This is a genomic window from Rhodococcus sp. FW305-130, assembly GCF_058788335.1.
Window position 1 is genome coordinate 267,927 of sequence record NZ_JBYTAP010000006.1, and the last position, 17,043, is coordinate 284,969.

The 17,043-nt window shown below is 63.3% G+C and carries 15 protein-coding genes; 10 read left to right on the forward strand and 5 right to left on the reverse strand.

Annotated elements, in window-relative coordinates:
• Positions 1 to 18: 18 nt before the first annotated feature.
• Together AC3WQS_RS20410 and acnA are read right to left on the reverse strand one after the other, a co-directional pair.
• Positions 19 to 585, reverse strand: a complete 567-nt coding sequence (locus AC3WQS_RS20410; RefSeq protein ID WP_003944970.1) for a TetR/AcrR family transcriptional regulator — start codon at positions 583 to 585, stop codon at positions 19 to 21.
• A gap of 101 nt (positions 586 to 686) precedes the next feature.
• Complete coding sequence (gene acnA, locus AC3WQS_RS20415) at positions 687 to 3,488, reverse strand: aconitate hydratase AcnA (RefSeq protein ID WP_019748421.1); 2,802 nt, start codon at positions 3,486 to 3,488, stop codon at positions 687 to 689.
• Positions 3,489 to 3,944: 456 nt separating this feature from the next.
• Here acnA and AC3WQS_RS20420 point away from each other — a divergent pair, with 456 nt between their 5' ends.
• The 8 genes from AC3WQS_RS20420 to AC3WQS_RS20455 all read left to right on the forward strand — a co-directional run bounded on the left by AC3WQS_RS20420 (position 3,945) and on the right by AC3WQS_RS20455 (position 12,656).
• A complete protein-coding gene (locus AC3WQS_RS20420; RefSeq protein ID WP_070797005.1) occupies positions 3,945 to 4,535 on the forward strand; it encodes an Rv1476 family membrane protein in 591 nt (196 codons plus the stop codon).
• Between the two features lie 451 nt (positions 4,536 to 4,986).
• On the forward strand, positions 4,987 to 6,534 hold the full coding sequence (locus tag AC3WQS_RS20425; protein ID WP_029255350.1) for an NlpC/P60 family protein: 1,548 nt from the start codon (positions 4,987 to 4,989) through the stop codon (positions 6,532 to 6,534).
• Between the two features lie 150 nt (positions 6,535 to 6,684).
• Positions 6,685 to 7,881, forward strand: coding sequence for an AAA family ATPase (locus tag AC3WQS_RS20430; RefSeq protein ID WP_099697590.1), 1,197 nt, complete (start codon positions 6,685 to 6,687; stop codon positions 7,879 to 7,881).
• Positions 7,878 to 8,870 (forward strand): DUF58 domain-containing protein, encoded by a 993-nt coding sequence (locus AC3WQS_RS20435; RefSeq protein WP_003944991.1) that lies wholly within the window; start codon positions 7,878 to 7,880, stop codon positions 8,868 to 8,870. Before AC3WQS_RS20430 ends, AC3WQS_RS20435 begins: the two co-directional genes overlap by 4 nt.
• Complete coding sequence (locus AC3WQS_RS20440; protein ID WP_019748426.1) at positions 8,867 to 9,847, forward strand: VWA domain-containing protein; 981 nt, start codon at positions 8,867 to 8,869, stop codon at positions 9,845 to 9,847. The genes AC3WQS_RS20435 and AC3WQS_RS20440 overlap by 4 nt, the downstream gene beginning before the upstream one ends.
• A 70-nt stretch (positions 9,848 to 9,917) precedes the next feature.
• Positions 9,918 to 10,667, forward strand: a complete 750-nt coding sequence (gene fabG1 / locus AC3WQS_RS20445) for a 3-oxoacyl-ACP reductase FabG1 (RefSeq protein WP_007727875.1) — start codon at positions 9,918 to 9,920, stop codon at positions 10,665 to 10,667.
• A gap of 54 nt (positions 10,668 to 10,721) precedes the next feature.
• Entirely contained in the window at positions 10,722 to 11,519 is a 798-nt protein-coding gene (gene inhA / locus AC3WQS_RS20450) for an NADH-dependent enoyl-ACP reductase InhA (RefSeq protein WP_003944803.1), read from the forward strand.
• An 84-nt stretch (positions 11,520 to 11,603) separates the two neighbouring features.
• Positions 11,604 to 12,656, forward strand: a complete 1,053-nt coding sequence (locus AC3WQS_RS20455) for a ferrochelatase (RefSeq protein ID WP_060938556.1) — start codon at positions 11,604 to 11,606, stop codon at positions 12,654 to 12,656.
• A gap of 17 nt (positions 12,657 to 12,673) precedes the next feature.
• Here AC3WQS_RS20455 and AC3WQS_RS20460 read toward each other — a convergent pair whose 3' ends face one another.
• The gene (locus AC3WQS_RS20460; RefSeq protein ID WP_019748428.1) at positions 12,674 to 13,282 is read right to left on the reverse strand and encodes a hypothetical protein; all 609 of its coding nucleotides are present in this window, start codon (positions 13,280 to 13,282) and stop codon (positions 12,674 to 12,676) included.
• A gap of 106 nt (positions 13,283 to 13,388) precedes the next feature.
• Positions 13,389 to 13,730, reverse strand: a complete 342-nt coding sequence (locus AC3WQS_RS20465) for a metallopeptidase family protein (RefSeq protein ID WP_003944783.1) — start codon at positions 13,728 to 13,730, stop codon at positions 13,389 to 13,391.
• A gap of 77 nt (positions 13,731 to 13,807) precedes the next feature.
• Between AC3WQS_RS20465 and AC3WQS_RS20470 the strand changes: the two genes are divergently transcribed.
• A complete protein-coding gene (locus AC3WQS_RS20470) occupies positions 13,808 to 14,299 on the forward strand; it encodes a hypothetical protein (RefSeq protein WP_020907745.1) in 492 nt (163 codons plus the stop codon).
• A 181-nt stretch (positions 14,300 to 14,480) separates the two neighbouring features.
• Positions 14,481 to 16,247: an enoyl-CoA hydratase-related protein gene (locus tag AC3WQS_RS20475; protein ID WP_492712200.1), complete on the forward strand. Its 1,767-nt coding sequence runs from the start codon at positions 14,481 to 14,483 to the stop codon at positions 16,245 to 16,247.
• Here AC3WQS_RS20475 and AC3WQS_RS20480 read toward each other — a convergent pair.
• Positions 16,237 to 17,028, reverse strand: a complete 792-nt coding sequence (locus tag AC3WQS_RS20480; protein WP_092764016.1) for an Rv1486c family protein — start codon at positions 17,026 to 17,028, stop codon at positions 16,237 to 16,239. The genes AC3WQS_RS20475 and AC3WQS_RS20480 overlap by 11 nt on opposite strands.
• Between the last annotated feature and the right edge of the window lie 15 nt (positions 17,029 to 17,043).

Consider the following 17,043-nt stretch of genomic DNA (forward strand, 5'->3'; position numbering starts at 1 on the left):
TCACAGGGGCGAAGCCCCTCAATCTCGCCGCCGCACCGATTCCTCGACCAGATCGAGAACAGCTGACAGGTTGTCGACGCCGTGGCCGGAGGCGATTCTCGCGACCAGGCCGTCCATCACCAGATCCAGGTATCCGATCAGAATTTCGGTGGGAACGTCGTCACGGAGCCGACCGGCCGATTTCTGTCTGGCGAGGCGCGCACTGGTCGCTTCCGTCAGTTCTACGGAGCGCTGTGACCACTTCTCGCGGAAGTCGGCGTCGTTGCGCAGTCGACGCGCTATCTCCAGTCGCGTTCCCAGCCAATCGAATTGATCGGGCTGCGCGAGCATGTCCCGCATGACCTGGACAAGGCCCTCTTCGGCGACGACATCTGCCATCCGGCTCGCATCCTCGCTTGCGAGAGCGAGGAACAGGCCGTCCTTGTCCTTGAAGTGATGAAAGATCGCTCCTCGGGACAAACCGGTGACTTCTTCGAGACGGCGAACTGTGGCGCCGTCGTAGCCGTATTCCGCAAAGCAGCGGCGGGCGCCGTCAAGGATCTGACTGCGCCGTGCCGCGAGATGGTCTTCACTGACCTTGGGCACGTTGTTGTCCTCGTCTCGCGCTTTCTTTGTGCTCTGAACGCACGTGGCGGACTCAGCACCTCGCTGAGTCCGCCACGTGGGTTAGAGCAGGGCTCGGTTGACTAGCCCCGGATCATGTTGCGAAGCACGTACTGCAGGATGCCACCGTTGCGGTAGTAATCCGCTTCGCCGGGGGTATCGATGCGTACGACTGCGTCGAACACGACCTTCTCGCCGTTCTCGCGCGTTGCCGTGACCTTCATGGTCTTCGGGGTGACGCCCTCGTTGAGCTTCTCGACGCCTTCGATGTCGAAGGTCTCGGTGCCGTCGAGCTTGAGCGAACCTGCGGACTCGCCGACCGGGAACTGCAGCGGGACAACGCCCATGCCGATGAGGTTGGAGCGGTGGATGCGCTCGAACGACTCGGTGATGACGGCCTTGACGCCGAGCAGGCTGGTGCCCTTGGCTGCCCAGTCACGCGAGGATCCGGAGCCGTACTCCTTGCCGCCCAGGACGACCAGCGGGATGCCGGCTGCCTGGTAGTTCTGCGACGCGTCGTAGATGAATGCCTGCGGTGCGCCTTCCTGCGTGAAGTCGCGGGTGTAACCACCGGAGACGTCGTCGAGGAGCTGGTTGCGCAGACGGATGTTCGCGAACGTTCCGCGAATCATGACCTCGTGGTTACCGCGACGCGAGCCGAGCGAGTTGTAATCCGCACGCTCGACGCCGTGGGAGTCGAGGTACTGCGCAGCGGGGGTACCGACCTTGATCGGACCTGCCGGGCTGATGTGGTCGGTGGTGACCGAGTCGCCGAGCAGTGCGAGGACGCGAGCGCCCTTGATGTCCTTGACCGGAGCCGGATCCATCGTCATGCCGTCGAAGTAAGGTGGCTTCCGCACGTAGGTGGAGTTCACGTCCCACTCGAAGGTGTCACCCTTCGGGGTTTCGAGGTTCTGCCAGCGGCTGTCGCCCGCAAAGATGGTTGCGTACGACTTGCGGAACATGTCCTGGTCGATCGAGGACTTGATCGTCTCTTCGATTTCCTGCGTGGACGGCCAGATGTCCTTGAGGTAGACGGGGTTTCCGTCGGTGTCGTTACCGAGCGAATCGGTCTCGAAGTCGAAGTCCATGGTTCCGGCGAGGCCGTATGCAATCACGAGCGGCGGGGAAGCCAGGTAGTTCATCTTGACGTCGGGGGAGATACGTCCCTCGAAGTTACGGTTACCCGAGAGCACCGCGGTGACCGAGAGGTCGTTGTCGTTGATGGCCTTCGAGACTGCCTCGGGCAGGGGTCCGGTGTTACCGATGCACGTGGTGCAGCCGTAACCGCCGAGGTAGTAACCGAGCTTCTCGAGGTACGGCCACAGGCCGGCCTTCTCGTAGTAATCGGTGACGACCTGCGAACCGGGAGCCATGTTGGTCTTGACCCACGGCTTGGTGGCGAGGCCCTTTTCGACGGCGTTGCGTGCGAGCAGTGCAGCACCGAGCATGACCGACGGGTTGGACGTGTTGGTGCAGGAGGTGATACCTGCAACAACGACGGCGCCGTGGTCGAGAACGAACTCACCGGCGTCTGACTTGACGACGACCGGCTTGCTCGGACGGCCTTCTGCACCGTTGGCAGCAGAGAGAACGTCGACCGCTCCGTCGTCGGCAAACGACAGAACCGCGGGATCGGAAGCCGGGAAGGACTCTTCGACGGCCTCGTCGAGCTGGGTGTGCTCGGTCGGGTAGTTCTCTTCCACGTAGTTGTGGATGTCCTTGCGGAACGCAGTCTTGGACTCCGACAACAGGATTCGGTCCTGCGGGCGCTTCGGGCCGGCGATCGAGGGAACAACGGTTCCCAGATCCAGCTCGATGTACTCCGAGAAGACGGGTTCCTTGTCGGGGTTGTGCCACAGGCCCTGTTCCTTGGCGTACGCCTCGACGAGAGCGAGCTGCTCGTCGCTGCGGCCGGTGAGGCGCAGGTACTCGATGGTCTCGGCGTCGATCGGGAAGATCGCTGCGGTGGAACCGAATTCGGGGCTCATGTTGCCCAGCGTTGCGCGGTTCGCGAGCGGAACCTCGGCAACACCGTTGCCGTAGAACTCGACGAACTTGCCGACGACGCCGTGCTTACGGAGCATCTCGGTGGCGGTGAGCACGACGTCGGTTGCGGTGACGCCGGGCTTGATCTCACCGGAGAGCTTGAAGCCGACAACGCGGGGGATCAGCATGGAGACGGGCTGGCCGAGCATTGCTGCCTCGGCCTCGATGCCGCCGACGCCCCAGCCGAGCACGCCGAGGCCGTTGACCATCGTGGTGTGCGAGTCGGTGCCGACACAGGTGTCGGGGTATGCCTGTCCGTTACGGGACATGACGGTGGGCGCCAGGTATTCGATGTTGACCTGGTGAACGATGCCCATTCCCGGGGGGACGACCTTGAAGTCGTCGAATGCGCCCTGGCCCCAACGGAGGAACTGGTAACGCTCGCCGTTGCGCTCGTATTCGAGGTCGACGTTGCGCTCGAGTGCGTCGGCCTGGCCGAAGACGTCGAGGATGACCGAGTGGTCGATGACCATGTCGGCGGGGGAGAGCGGGTTGACCTTGTTCGGGTCGCCGCCGAGGGTGGTGACGGCCTCACGCATGGTGGCGAGGTCGACGATGCAAGGAACGCCGGTGAAGTCCTGCATGATCACGCGGGCAGGCGTGAACTGGATTTCGATGCTCGGCTCGGCTGAGGGATCCCAGCTCGCGATCGCGCGGATGTGATCCGCGGTGATGTTGGCACCGTCTTCGGTGCGGAGAAGGTTCTCGGCGAGAACCTTCAAGGAATAGGGCAATTTCTCGGTGCCGGGGACGGCCGAGAGGCGGAAGATCTCGTAAGAGTTCTCACCGACCTCGAGGGTTCCCTTGGCTCCGAATGAATCGATACTGGTGCTCACGTCTGCTCCACTCGTCTATGAGGGTCGCTACCGACGGGGCTGTGTCGGCAGCTGAAGCGAGGTACTTCGGCCGGGAAGACCCTCCGTAGCTCACGCCAATCGCACAGTTCGCGTGAGAACTGTCCGAACATCGGAGCTGCAGTAGAACCTGTCCTGACCGGTGGTACCTCTTGGTCCAAGTCTAACAGTACGCTTGTCCTGTGAGAATTCAGGGCAAGTTGACCGAAACAATCTTCATGCAGACTGCGGGCCTGCGCAACGCAGGCTTGGCTGGGTGACCACACCCACAGTTACCGCTCGGGCGGCACGCGCGGCGGTTGCGTGTGACGCCTGGTGGCAGTCGACCTGAAGTAGGCTGCATGCAGGCCCGTCGCGGGTCGGCCGCCGAAAAACGACCTCGGAAGAACTCCCCGCATCTCAGCGGTGGACGGAATCCGAACAGCACCCGGATGAGAGATGTCTGCTCCTACCAATCACGCTTTTGCGCCTGTGTACGTGAAGTCCCCGTTGCACGTCGCTGTTCCGTCGGATGTCGATCTCGACGACGTGCTCGCGGACCTTTCGACGGACGGCGTCTCCGCCCCGGAGTCCGATGTTGTGGGGCTGACTGCGGTGGTGACCGACGCCCGTGAACGTGGTGTCGACTTGAGCGTCGTGGTGGTCGACGCAAATCCGGGCCGGCCGTCCGATCTTCGCGACCTGGCCACGACGGTCGGCAAAACCGAAGGCGGCACGGTTCTCGTTCTGAGCCCAGACTGGATGGGTAGCTACAGCGACTCGATCAGTCGCGTGCAGCTCGAAACCGCGCAGGACCGATCTTTCGGAGAAAGCGCGAGCGTGACCGCGGACCGCTTCTCGCACGAGATCGTGGCGCCGGGTCCGCCGTGGACGCTTTACACGGTCCTTGTCATCGCACTGGTTGCGGTTATTGCAGGAATTACCTTTGCCGTCAAGTGGCGGCGAGAGCCGGAAAACGCGCAAACCAGACATATCGCTTCGACTTCAGAAACGGCGACATCTTCCGACCACCGGGCCGATTCCGTCTGACCTTGGTCCTTTTGCGAGATTTTCAGTAACTCGTCGAAAACAGGTACTCACCGCTGTTTGCGGTGAGTACCTGCCCTTTTTGGTACCTGCATGCCATTCGACCAGCTCAAATACCGTTTGTGTTATTTGTGGCTAAAGTTTCCAAAGAACGCTTGAGTGTCGTACGGTACAACTGGCACTTTTTGGGGAAGAAGTGTCGCAGACAGGCTGATGTTGTTCGACGCGTACTTGTCGGTTGCCTTGTTCTCGAGGTGTCGACGGTGGCGTTCGTACGGCACGTCCAGGTCGACGAGCAGCTCTCGGGCTGTGGGCGACCGGAGCTTGGTCTGCGCATTCCCTCCCCGCACGGATCGGCGACCCAGCGGGCCGTGGCGTTACACGCGAGGGAGAGTTATTTGTGAGGCAAGTAACACGTGGCGGCGAGTCCCGTCGTGGTCCTTCCCGTAAGTCGATGCGCCTGGCGCAACTGGTCATCGGATTCGGCGTTGTCGGGTCCCTGATCGTCGGTACGCCCGCCATGTCCTCGGCCGTACCACCGCCGCCGCCGAATCCGAGTGACTCGGACATCGCTGCGGCCGATTCGCAGGTCTCGTCGAGCGTCGGCACCGTCAGCGCGCTCATCAATCAAGTCGCATCGGCCAACGAACAGTTGTCGGCACTCGACAACGAAGTTGCGATCAAGCGTGAAGACGTCAACAAGACGCTCGTGGATCTGCAGAACGCTCGCGGCGCCGCAGACACCGCAGCGCAGGCCGTCGGCGTCACCAAACAAGCTCTTAAGGACGCGTCGGCGCAGATCGAGGTCGCTCAGACGGACTTCGACAAGTACGCACGCTCGAGCTACGTCAAGGGCACCAACACCGCGTCCATCTCGTCGTTCCTCGACGCCAAGGGCCCGGGCGACGTCCTCGACCGCGCGCAGGTCCTCAAACTGCTCGCCAATACGCAGAGCGCAGTGCTTGACGGTCTCCAACGAGCACGTACCGAGCAGGCGAACAAGGACTCCGCGACCCGCCAGGCAAAGCAGCAGGCCGACGCCGCCGCCGAGGTCGCGGCACAACTGAAGGATCTGGCCGAGCAGGCGATTCAGATCGCGCGCAACGCTCTCGATCAGCAGGTTGCCAAGAAGGCCGCGATCGAAGCCGAGCGGAACTCCGCTCAGGCTCAGCTCGACGCCGCCCGCAATGCAGTCGCAGGTTTGCAGGGCCAACGCCAGGCGTATGCGACGTGGGACGAGCAGCGTCGCGCCGAGGAAGCTCATCAGAAGGCTCTCGAAGCTGCCGCCAAGGAAGCTGCCGCACAGGCTGCCGCCCGCGCAGCTGCCGACCAGGCCGCCAAGGATCGAGCTGCAGCACTGGCAGCGGCTCAGCGTCCGCACACCGCTGTGGAAGACCCGACTCCGACCGTCATCCCGGACGACGACGACACCTGGACTGACGAGGAAACCGGGACCGACGAGGAAACAGGCACGGACGAAGAGACCGGCACCGAAGAGGAAACGGTCACGACGCCCAAGCCCACCACCCCCAAGCCGACGACGCCGAAGCCCAGCACGCCGAAGCCTTCCGTTACCGGAAGCGCTGCAATCGAATCCGTCATCGACCGCGGAATGTCTCAGCTCGGCGTGCAGTACGCCTGGGGCGGAGGCGACGAAAACGGTCCGACGCGAGGCATCCGTGACGGCGGCGTCGCCGACAGTTACGGCGACTTCAACAAAGTCGGGTTCGACTGCTCGGGCTTGATGATCTACGCCTTCGCCGGCATCGGAATCTCGCTGCCGCACTACACCGGCTATCAGTACACCGCGGGCACGCAGGTTCCGTCTTCGGAGATGAAACGCGGCGACATGATCTTCTACGGCCCCAACGCCAGCCAGCACGTGGCGCTCTACCTCGGTAACGGGCAGATGCTCGAGGCACCACAATCCGGTTCGAGTGTCATGGTCTCCCCGGTTCGCTGGGGCGGAATGACGCCGTACGCCGTCCGACTGGTGTCCTGACCGTCAGAGGAAATGCCGCTGACACCCGCATTGTCAGGGAACTATCAAGTTCCCGACGTGGTGTTACGGCATCGAGCGCAACTACCTGGAATAGTTGACGGGGAACACGTTACTGTCGGTACTTTTCTAGGTGAAAGCGATGGATTCTTGGTGACCTCACGTGAAGATTCGGTCGGAACGGTCGACGTAAGCAAGGCGAGCGGAAGTGCGGACGGAGCAGCACCTTCCCTGGCAGCCGACGTTCAGACCTTGGAACGAGCGATCTACGAGGTCAAGCGAGTCATCGTCGGGCAGGACCGGCTTGTCGAGCGCATTCTCGTCGGACTTCTCGCCAAGGGGCACGTCCTCCTCGAAGGCGTACCCGGTGTCGCCAAGACGCTGGCCGTCGAGACTTTCGCGAAGGTCGTCGGCGGTTCGTTCTCCCGGGTCCAGTTCACCCCCGACCTGGTGCCAACCGACCTCATCGGCACGCGCATCTACCGTCAGGGCCGCGAGGAGTTCGACACCGAACTCGGACCCGTCGTCGCCAACTTCGTGTTGGCCGACGAGATCAACCGTGCCCCGGCCAAGGTGCAGTCCGCGCTCCTCGAGGTGATGGCAGAACGCCACGTCTCGATCGGCGGCAAGCGCTACCACATGCCCGACCCGTTCCTGGTGATGGCGACACAGAACCCCATCGAGAACGAGGGTGTCTATCCGCTCCCCGAGGCGCAGCGCGACCGCTTCCTGTTCAAGATCCTCGTCGACTACCCGACAGTGGAGGAAGAGCGCGAAATCGTCTACCGGATGGGCGTGGCAGCCCCGGAACCGCACCAGATCCTCGGTCCGGAGGAGTTGGTCAGGCTCCAACGCGTCGCCAGCAACGTCTTCGTCCACCACGCGCTCGTCGACTACGTTGTCCGGGTCATCGCCGCTACGCGTACGCCGCGTGAGATCGGACTCGAGGACGTCGCGGGCTGGATCGCGTACGGCGCCTCACCCCGCGCGACGCTCGGCATCATCGCCGCGTCGCGGGCTCTCGCTCTCGTCCGCGGCCGCGACTACGTCGTGCCGCAAGACGTCATCGAGGTGATCCCGGACGTGTTGCGCCACCGCCTCGTTCTCTCCTACGACGCCATGGCCGACGAGGTGACTCCCGACGCGGTCATCGCCCGGGTGCTGCAGACCGTCGGACTGCCGCAGATCGCCGCGCGGCCTGTTCCTACCGTTCCCGGTCCGCCTCAGCAGGGCGCACCGCAGGCACCTCAGTTCAACGCACAGGGCACCGCGAATCCACAGGGCACAGTCAATCCACAGGGAAACGGCGCGCCGATCGCGACCGCTGAGACGATGAGTCGCCCGCAGTGACCGAAGGCCGCGACGGTGGCCAGGCGACACCCGCCGGATCCACCGGTTCTCCGCCGTCGTTCCGATCCGGCGAGCTCAGCGATCCCAAACTCACCGCTGCGCTGCGCACCCTCGAGCTGACGGTTCGTCGTCGCCTCGACGGTGTGCTGCACGGCGATCACCTCGGCCTGATTCCCGGCCCGGGTTCCGAACCGGGTGACGCCCGCGAGTATCAGCCGGGCGACGACGTGCGGCAGATGGATTGGTCCGTGACTGCACGGACGACGCACCCACACGTGCGCCAGTCGGTCGCGGATCGTGAGCTCGAAACGTGGCTTGTCATCGACCTGTCTGCAAGTCTCGACTTCGGGACCGCCGGATGCGAGAAGCGCGACCTGGTTGTCGCCGCAGCCGCGGCGATCACTCACCTGACCAGTTCGGGCGGTAACCGCGTCGGCGCCATCATCTCGACGGGCGCCCAGACAACTCGAATTCCGGCCCGCGGTGGGCGCATTCACGCACAGGCGATGCTCCGCAAGATCGCGACGACTCCGCACGCTCCGGACGGGGTACGCGGTGATCTGGTCGGCGCGATCGAAGCGCTCAGACGGCCACAGCGTCGGCGCGGACTCGCGGTCGTCATCAGCGACTTCCTCGGGCCGATCGACTGGGAACGCTCGCTGCGCGCCATTTCGGGACGTCACGACGTGCTCGGCGTCGAGGTGGTAGATCCGCGCGACCTCGAACTTCCGGACGTCGGCGACGTTGTGCTCCACGATCCCGAGTCCGGCCGGACCAGAGAATTCACCACGACGCCGCAACTGCGCGCCGACTTCGCCAGAGTCGCCGCCGAGCACCGCGTCGAGGTCAGGCAAGCTCTACGTCGTTGCGGCGCACCGCTCATGTCCCTGCACACCGATCGGGACTGGATCGCCGACGTCGTGAGATTCATCTCGGCACGCCGACACAGTTATGGTGCCGGCGCCGGAACTGGGGGCGTTCGTTCGTGAGTCTTTCTCAATTCACCGCACCGTGGTGGCTGCTGTTCCTCGCTGTCATCGCCGCGTTGGTGGTCGGTTACGTACTCGTGCAGAAGCAGCGAGCCAAGCACACACTTCGGTTCACGAACTTCGCACTGTTGGAGAAGGTCGCGCCTTCGCGGCCCGGGCGGTGGCGTCATATTCCGGCGATTCTGATGGTCGTCGCATTGGTGTTCTTCACCGTCGCCCTTGCCGGTCCGACGGCAGACAAGAAGGTCCCGCGAAACCGTGCCACGGTGATCCTCGTGATCGACGTGTCGCTGTCGATGCAGGCCACCGACGTCGAGCCGACGCGATTGGCAGCAGCGCAGGAAGCTGCCAAGTCGTTCGCCGACGGTCTGACTCCCGGCATCAACCTCGGGTTGGTCGCATTTGCCGGAACCGCTTCGGTTCTGGTGTCGCCCACCACGAATCGTGACGCGACGAAGGTCGCCATCGACAACCTCAAGCTCAGTGAGCGAACGGCGACGGGCGAGGCGATCTTCACCTCGTTGCAGTCGATCGACACGCTGTCGGCTGTTCTCGGCGGCAGCGATCAGGCGCCACCGGCGCGCATCGTGTTGCTGTCCGACGGTAAGCAGACCGTTCCCGAGAACTCGGACGATCCGAGGGGCGGATTCACCGCTGCCCGTCAGGCCAAGGACAAGGGCGTTCCGATCTCGACCATTTCCTTCGGAACGACATACGGGCGAGTCGAGATCGAAGGAGACCGAATCCCCGTCCCGGTCGACGATGCGTCGCTGAAGGAGATCGCCAACCTGTCCGGCGGAAGTTTCTTCACGGCATCGAGCCTCGAAGAACTGCGCCAGGTGTACGACACGCTCGAAGAGCAGATCGGTTTCGAGACGACACGAGGCGATGCGAGTCGACCGTGGTTGGTCCTCGGCGTCGTGTTCGCGACCGCTGGTCTGACGATTGCCCTGGTACGCAGGCAGCGTCTGCCCTGATCGAGAGCAGTTCCGAATTGTCCAAATACCGCTGGTACGCGGCCCGCAGAGAATTGATAGGTTGATCGCCATGTCTACCCCTCCCACGACAGTGGTTTCCGAACGGACCGTCACCACACCGCGCTCGGTGCTCGTCACCGGCGGTAACCGCGGAATCGGCTTGGCCGTCGCTCAGCGGCTCGCCGCAGACGGCCACAAGGTAGCCGTCACTCATCGCGGTTCCGGTGTCCCCGAAGGGTTGTTCGGCGTCGTTTGCGACGTCACCGACACCGAGTCGATCGACCGTGCATTCAAAGAGGTCGAAGCGCACCAGGGGCCGGTCGAGGTCATCGTCGCCAATGCCGGCGTCACCGACGACACACTGATCATGCGAATGAGCGAAGAGCAGTTCACGAGCGTCGTCGACGCGAACCTCACCGGTACGTTCCGCCTCTCGAAGCGTGCGACCCGGTCGATGCTGCGCGCGCGTTTCGGACGCTTCATCTTCCTCGGTTCGGTGGTGGGTCTGGCGGGACAAGCCGGCCAGGTCAACTACGCCGCGTCCAAGGCAGGCATCGTCGGTATCGCTCGTTCCCTGACAAGGGAACTCGGCTCGCGTTCGATCACCGCCAACGTCGTCGCACCGGGTTTCATCGAGACCGACATGACGGCAGCACTGGGTGACGACGTGAAGGACAAGGCCACCGAGTTCATCCCGTTGCAGCGGACCGGAAAGCCGGAAGATGTTGCAGCAGTTGTCAGTTTCCTCGCCTCCGACGATTCGGCATACGTCTCGGGTGCAGTCATCCCCGTCGACGGCGGACTCGGCATGGGGCACTGACCCGCTTTTCGCACACACACCTTTCTCGTACGTCTGAAATCAGGAGGACATCTCATGGGCGGTTTGCTCGAGGGTAAGACCATTCTTGTCACCGGCATCATCACCGATTCGTCGATCGCGTTCCACGTGGCCAAGGTCGCGCAGGAGCAGGGCGCGAAGGTGCTGATCACCGGATTCGATCGTCTGCGCCTCATCGATCGCATCGCCCAGCGACTGCCGCAGCCCGTGCCGCCGGCAATCTCGCTCAACGTCCAGAGCTCGGAGGATCTCGCATCTCTCGCCGAGCGTGTGCGCGAGCTGGCTCCCGAGGGTATCGACGGCGTGGTCCACTCGATCGGCTTCGCTCCCCGCTCCTGCCTGGGAAGCCCGTTCATGGACGCGCCGTGGGAAGACGTGGCGGTCGCACTCGAGGTGTCCGCATACTCGTACAGCGCACTGGCCAAGGCCTTGCTGCCGGTGCTCAACGACAACGCGTCCATCGTCGGAATGGACTTCGATCCGGCACGCGCAATGCCCTTCTACAACTGGATGGGTGTCTCCAAGGCAACCCTCGAGGCCGTCAATCGGTACGTGGCCAAAGAGGTCGGCGTCCGCGGCATCCGCTCGAACCTGGTGTCCTCCGGCCCGATCAAGACCCTGGCCGCCAAGGCCATTGCCGGTGACAGCACCGGTCCGGGCGCGGAGTTGGACAAGCTGAACACCGCATGGGACGGTGCTGCGCCCATCGGCTGGGACGTCGACGATCGCGAGCCGGTCGCCAAAACGGTCTGCACCGTTCTCTCGGATTGGTTGCCCGGCACGACCGCGTCGATCATCTACGTCGACGGCGGCTTCCACGCGATGGTCGGCTAGTAGCACCCCTTCTACTACACAGGTGAGTACCCGGGTGACCCCCGCCGAACGGCATCACGCAAGATTGAACTCATGACCGCAAGTATGGACATGCAGTTCGATGCTCTTCTCGTTTTGTCGTTCGGCGGTCCCGAAAAACCCGCAGACGTACGGCCGTTCCTCGAAAACGTCACGCGCGGTAGGGGAGTGCCACCGGAGCGGCTCGACGCCGTTGTCGAGCACTACATGCATTTCGGTGGAGTTTCGCCCATCAACGCGCTCAACCGAGACCTGATCGAACGGGTCGAAGGTGAGTTGGCAGCAGCCGGCGTGGACCTGCCCGTGTACTTCGGCAACCGCAACTGGCACCCGATGGTCGAAGACACCGTCGCCAAGATGCGCGAGGACGGTGTCCGCAATGCCGCCGTGTTCGCCACGTCGGCGTGGGGCGGTTACTCGGGATGTCGGCAGTACCACGAGGACATCGTCCGTGCCCGTGAAGCCGTCGGTGACGGCGCACCGACGCTGACAAAACTTCGTCAGTACTACGACCATCCGCTCGTCGTCGGCGCGTTCGCCGACGGTGTGCGCGCGGCCCGCGCAGAGTTGCCCGAAGCGACTCGCGATACCGCGCGCCTGGTGTTCACGGCGCATTCGGTCCCGAGTGCCGCAGACCGCAATGCAGGGCCGCCGGCAGAGGGCGGAAACCTCTACAGCCGACAGGTTGCCGAGGCTGCGAAGTTGGTTGCCGAGGCCGTCGGCGTCGAAGATTTTGATCTGGTGTGGCAGTCGCGATCAGGCCCGCCGCAGGTTCCGTGGCTCGACCCCGACATCTGTGATCACCTGGATACGCTGTCCGCCAAGGACGTTCGCGCCGTGATCGTGTGTCCTGTCGGTTTCGTCTCCGATCACCTCGAAGTGGTGTGGGACCTGGACACCGAGGCCAAGGACAAGGCGGCCGAACTCGGTATGGATTTCGTGCGCGCCGCGACACCCGGCCGCGATCAGCGTTTTGCGCAGCTGGTGCCCACGCTCGTTCGGGAACTGGCCGACGCCGAGCAGCCACTGCGATTGGGGGTCGAGCCGCTGCTCGGCTCGACCACCAACGGTCTCTCGTGTGCGGTGAACTGCTGCGCCGCCGTTCAGCGCCCCCGCTGACGGAAGCTTTCCGACGCTCAGGAGTTCGGCTGCTTCAGCTTTCCGCAGGGTCCCGGAACGGTGGACGTGCTGCGTGAGGTGAGGAGCGTCTCGACGATCTGTCGATCCTCGGGGCTCAGTGACGGGTCGATGAAGTTGAGCTTGGGCGCCCCCAGTTCGCGGACTCGCCCGGCGAGGGTCGCTACAAATGACACTCGTTCTTCGTCGTCGTCGTTGACGTCGTGGATCTGCAGCACCGACACCGGAAACTTGCGCAGCGTCACAGGCAGGAAGCGGGCGCCGAGCACATGGTCGACGTTGAATCCCGCCCACTGCCCCTGGTTGGCTTCCACGCATTCGGCGTCGGAGTGAATTGCGCTCTCGCCGATGTACTTACGGGCGGGGAGCATCTTCTTAGGCGCAAGTTCGGATGCACCTTGCTGTAGCACGGGAAAGTCGCCGTCCGAGTACAACCAGGGTTGGTTGGCCATCGAGATCAACCGGCCGGCGTCCAGATCCGGGAGATAGCGAGACTTGAGGAGAAACGCAACGCTGTCGACCGAGATGCCCAGCAGTTCGGCGGCCTTCTGTCGGCTCATCGCAAACGTCGGGGCATTCTTCGGGGCGATCTGGATCAAATTGACCATGCGAACTCCTGTAAGTGTTCAATTGTTGCGGGTTTGGTACAGCTGACATGACAATTCGCCGATTATCAACCTCTAGCTGATTTCCGACTTGTAGATGAGTCGGTTGTCACCATCCGAGTTCACGCAACCGGGGATCTCCGATCCCGAAGTGGTGGCCGATTTCGTGGATCACGGTTCGACGAACTTGCTCGATCACCTCGTCTTCGGTGCTGCAGATCGCACAGATGGCCCTGCGGTAGATCGTGATGCGGTCGGGGAGGACGCCGGCGTACGTGGTGGTTCTCTTGGTCAGTGGGATGCCCTGATACAACCCGAGCAGCCCCGGTCGTCCACCTTCGAGTTGTACGGTCACCGCGACGTTGGCCATCTCCGCTCCCAACTTCGGGGGCAGACTGTCGAGCGCCCGCTTGACCATGTCCTCGAACTGACTGTCGTCCACGTCGATCATCTGCCCATTGTGCGTGCGAGGGCGGGATCCGGGTGTGTCCATGTGGAAACAGTGCAGCTTACGGCTATGTTCATTGCGTGGCCGAAGACCTCTATCACCGTTACGAATTCACATTCATCGTTCAGATGCTGACAGTCTCGCAAGAGCAGGCGATCGAAGAGAGCTTGGGCGGAAGGGTCGAGGACCGGCGCGGACTGCAGTTGCTGACGCTCACCTCGGAAGGTATGCGAGCGGCGACGACGGCTATCACCGTGGTCGACCAGTTGGTGGCTGCAGGCGTGCGTCCCCAGCGGACACATCCCGATTTGGTGTCACGTCAGGACATTGCCGACCGTGCGGGAGTGACGAGGCAGGCTGTCGGACAATGGGTGCGAGGGGTCCGGCAGGCGGCCACTCCCTTCCCGATTCCGTACAACTCGGTCGCCGGGGGGATCTGGTTCTGGGGCGATGTCCTGGATTGGTTGCGCCGTCAGGGGTACAGCCAGGACACCGGTTTGCGCTACCCGACGTTGGACGAACATATTCGCATCGACCGCCATATTGCGATCAATCACAAGACTGCGGGTTGACCGATCAAGCGGTTTGCCTGAAAATAGCTATTGAAACAAACCGACGGTAGGTATAAAGTCCCTAAATACCTCAATCAATCTATCGGTGCGTCGGCCCTGCTCTGGGGGGAGTTTGGTCTGCGCTGCAGATACCCGAGCATGCGAGCAGGAATCCATGGTTTCGACCCCCGAAGTTAGACCGATGCCCAAATCGGCCGCACTCACGACTTCTGTGGCTATTTCCAGCGCTGGAGCAACGACGAAGCTACGCGAAGCTGCACCGGGCAGGGGCCGTCTGCGAGCGGCGACGGCGGCGCTGTTCCGGCGCTCACGCCCACGCGCGGCTTCCGCGCCACCGTTGAGCGTGCTTCTTCTCGTCACCTCCGACAATGGTCTCTCGCAGCGGGCTGGTCTTGTTCTTCGCGAGGCGGGGCACCAAGTCCGCACCGCCGTCGTCGCCGACGCGGACGCAGCGCTGGCCGCGACGTCTGCGGGAGATTTTGATCTCATCATCTGCCCGTTTCTGAAAGCCTATGTACCGGAATCTATTTGGCAGCGGTGGACAACGATCATCATCCATCCCGGCCCGCCCGGTGATCGCGGACCGTCGTCGCTGGACTGGGCGATAACGGATGGCGAACCGATCTGGGGAGTGACCGCGTTGCAGGCCGCCGAGGAACTCGATGCCGGAGCGTTGTGGGCGTGGCGGACATTCGAACTCCAGAGCGGTGCAACCAAATCTTCGGTATACAACGAGGCAGTCACCGACGCGGCGATGGAGTGCATTACGGAGGTCGTCGAACATTTCCGTACTCCTGACTTCCAGGCGATCCCATCGGACCGAGTTGCGCGGCCCGTGGCATCGGCCCGATCGAGGCCCAGCATGAAACAGGCCGATCGCGTTTTCAGCTGGGAGGAAGACGCGTCGAGCATCGTCCGCGCCGTCAACGCCGCCGACGGGTTTCCCGGCGTCGCCGTTCAGTTGGGGCTCGACCGGGTCTACGTCTACGACGCTCACCCCGATACCCACGTCGATGCAGCGCCCGGCACCATCGTCGAGTACTTCCACCAGGCGATACGTGTCGCCACCGGTGCGGGCTCCGTATGGATCGGACATGCGCGGCTCGTCGGCGCCGGCAATGTCAAACTTCCGTCGACCGCGGTCGTACGTCCGGACGTGTTCGTTCCACAGGTCTGGGAGAGTCGTTACCCCGAGACCGACTATCACCGCGACGGCGAAATCGGATATCTCTCGTTCCGCTTCTACAACGGTGCGATGAGTACGAAGCAATGCACCCGACTGGCCGCCAGGCTCCGCTGGGCGATCGCGCAGGACACCAAGATCCTTGTCCTGACGGGTGACTACGACAGATTCAGCAACGGTATCCACCTCAACGTCATCGAGGCCGCGTCTGATCAAGCCGGAGAAGCGTGGGCCAACATCAAAGCCATCAACGAGATCGCGAAAGCGATCGTCACCTGTACGGAACAGGTTGTGGTGGCGGCATTCACAGGCAACGCCGGTGCCGGCGGGGTCATGCTCCCGCTTGGAGCCGACGTAGTCGTGGCCAGGGACGGTGTGGTTCTCAATCCTCATTACGCCACGATGGGCCTGTTCGGCTCGGAACTGCACACGTACACACTTCCGGCTCGGGTCGGCGAGGAGCAGGCCCGCAGCCTGCTGGCCGAGTGCAGTGCGATCGGTATCCGTCGAGCCTTGGACATCGGACTTGTCGACGCGATCGGCCCCAGGCGGCCGGATCTGTTCCAGGCGTGGTTGCACGAGGTCGCCACCGACTTGCTCGAAGGAGATCGGATGGAATCGATGCTGGAGCGCAAACGTCTTCGACTGGAACGTGATCCGGTGGAGCCCTACGAGGAGCGTGAGCTCGAAGAGATGAAGATCGACATGTTCGGTGACCGCAACGGGTTTGCCGAGAAACGCCGGAACTTCGTGCTCAAGCTCTGATCGACACGCTGTTCGCCGACGCGACACGGGCAGTGCGAACGACGTCCCACAGTCGTCGCAGCAGGTCGTCACGCCTCTGCGCAGTGGACACGCTCGGGGCCTGATTGGTCGAGACCGACGCAGCGACCGTAAGAATGGCTGCCACGTTGTCGGCGGTGTCGATCACCTGTAGGTGCCGAGGTGACAGTGTCGACGGCCAGCGGTACCCGGACTGGGCCTGCAGCGCTTCGGCGACCAGCGTACGAGCGTCGCCCCCAGGCATTCCGGTGGCTACGGTCGGAAGCCCGCCGAGCACCTCCGCTGCGTCCCGAACAGCCTGGCGCAGTTCGTATTCGGCTTCACGGAGTCCGATCGATTCGGCGCTGCCCGCCACAGTGGGAATGGAGAAAACCGTCCACCGCAAGACGTCCGGACCTTCCTTCGACGGCACGAGGCCGACTCCCGGCTTGCCGACGGCGCCGATCTGTATCCCTTCACCCGTTGCGATCGCAGCGCGTGCGAACTCGGTGCCAGTGGGCAGGCCACGTACATCGCCGGCCGTAGGAAGGACGAGGCGGACTTCAGCGGCCTCCGAGCGTGCGATTCTCAACAGGGTGGACACACCCGAAGCCGTGACTCCCGGCCACTCGAGATCGTGGCGGACCGCGGTTTCCGCATCGGCGGCGCCGATCAGGTGCATCGGCGCCCACGCGGCAAGGGCGTCGATGACGTCGTCCGGCGCTGCGTCGCCGGCGAGCCATGACGCTGCCCACACGGTGAGGGTTGCGCTGGGAGAACTCATGACCGTGAAGTTTAG

Coding starts and splice junctions, on each gene's coding strand:
- AC3WQS_RS20420 (WP_070797005.1), top strand. CDS start 3,945: ATGTCTGCTCCTACCAATCACGCTTTTGCGCCTGTGTACGTGAAGTCC.
- AC3WQS_RS20425 (WP_029255350.1), top strand. CDS start 4,987: ATGCGCCTGGCGCAACTGGTCATCGGATTCGGCGTTGTCGGGTCCCTG.
- fabG1 (WP_007727875.1), top strand. CDS start 9,918: ATGTCTACCCCTCCCACGACAGTGGTTTCCGAACGGACCGTCACCACA.
- inhA (WP_003944803.1), top strand. CDS start 10,722: ATGGGCGGTTTGCTCGAGGGTAAGACCATTCTTGTCACCGGCATCATC.
- AC3WQS_RS20455 (WP_060938556.1), top strand. CDS start 11,604: ATGGACATGCAGTTCGATGCTCTTCTCGTTTTGTCGTTCGGCGGTCCC.
- AC3WQS_RS20460 (WP_019748428.1), bottom strand. CDS start 13,282: ATGGTCAATTTGATCCAGATCGCCCCGAAGAATGCCCCGACGTTTGCG.
- AC3WQS_RS20465 (WP_003944783.1), bottom strand. CDS start 13,730: ATGATCGACGTGGACGACAGTCAGTTCGAGGACATGGTCAAGCGGGCG.
- AC3WQS_RS20475 (WP_492712200.1), top strand. CDS start 14,481: ATGCCCAAATCGGCCGCACTCACGACTTCTGTGGCTATTTCCAGCGCT.
- AC3WQS_RS20480 (WP_092764016.1), bottom strand. CDS start 17,028: ATGAGTTCTCCCAGCGCAACCCTCACCGTGTGGGCAGCGTCATGGCTC.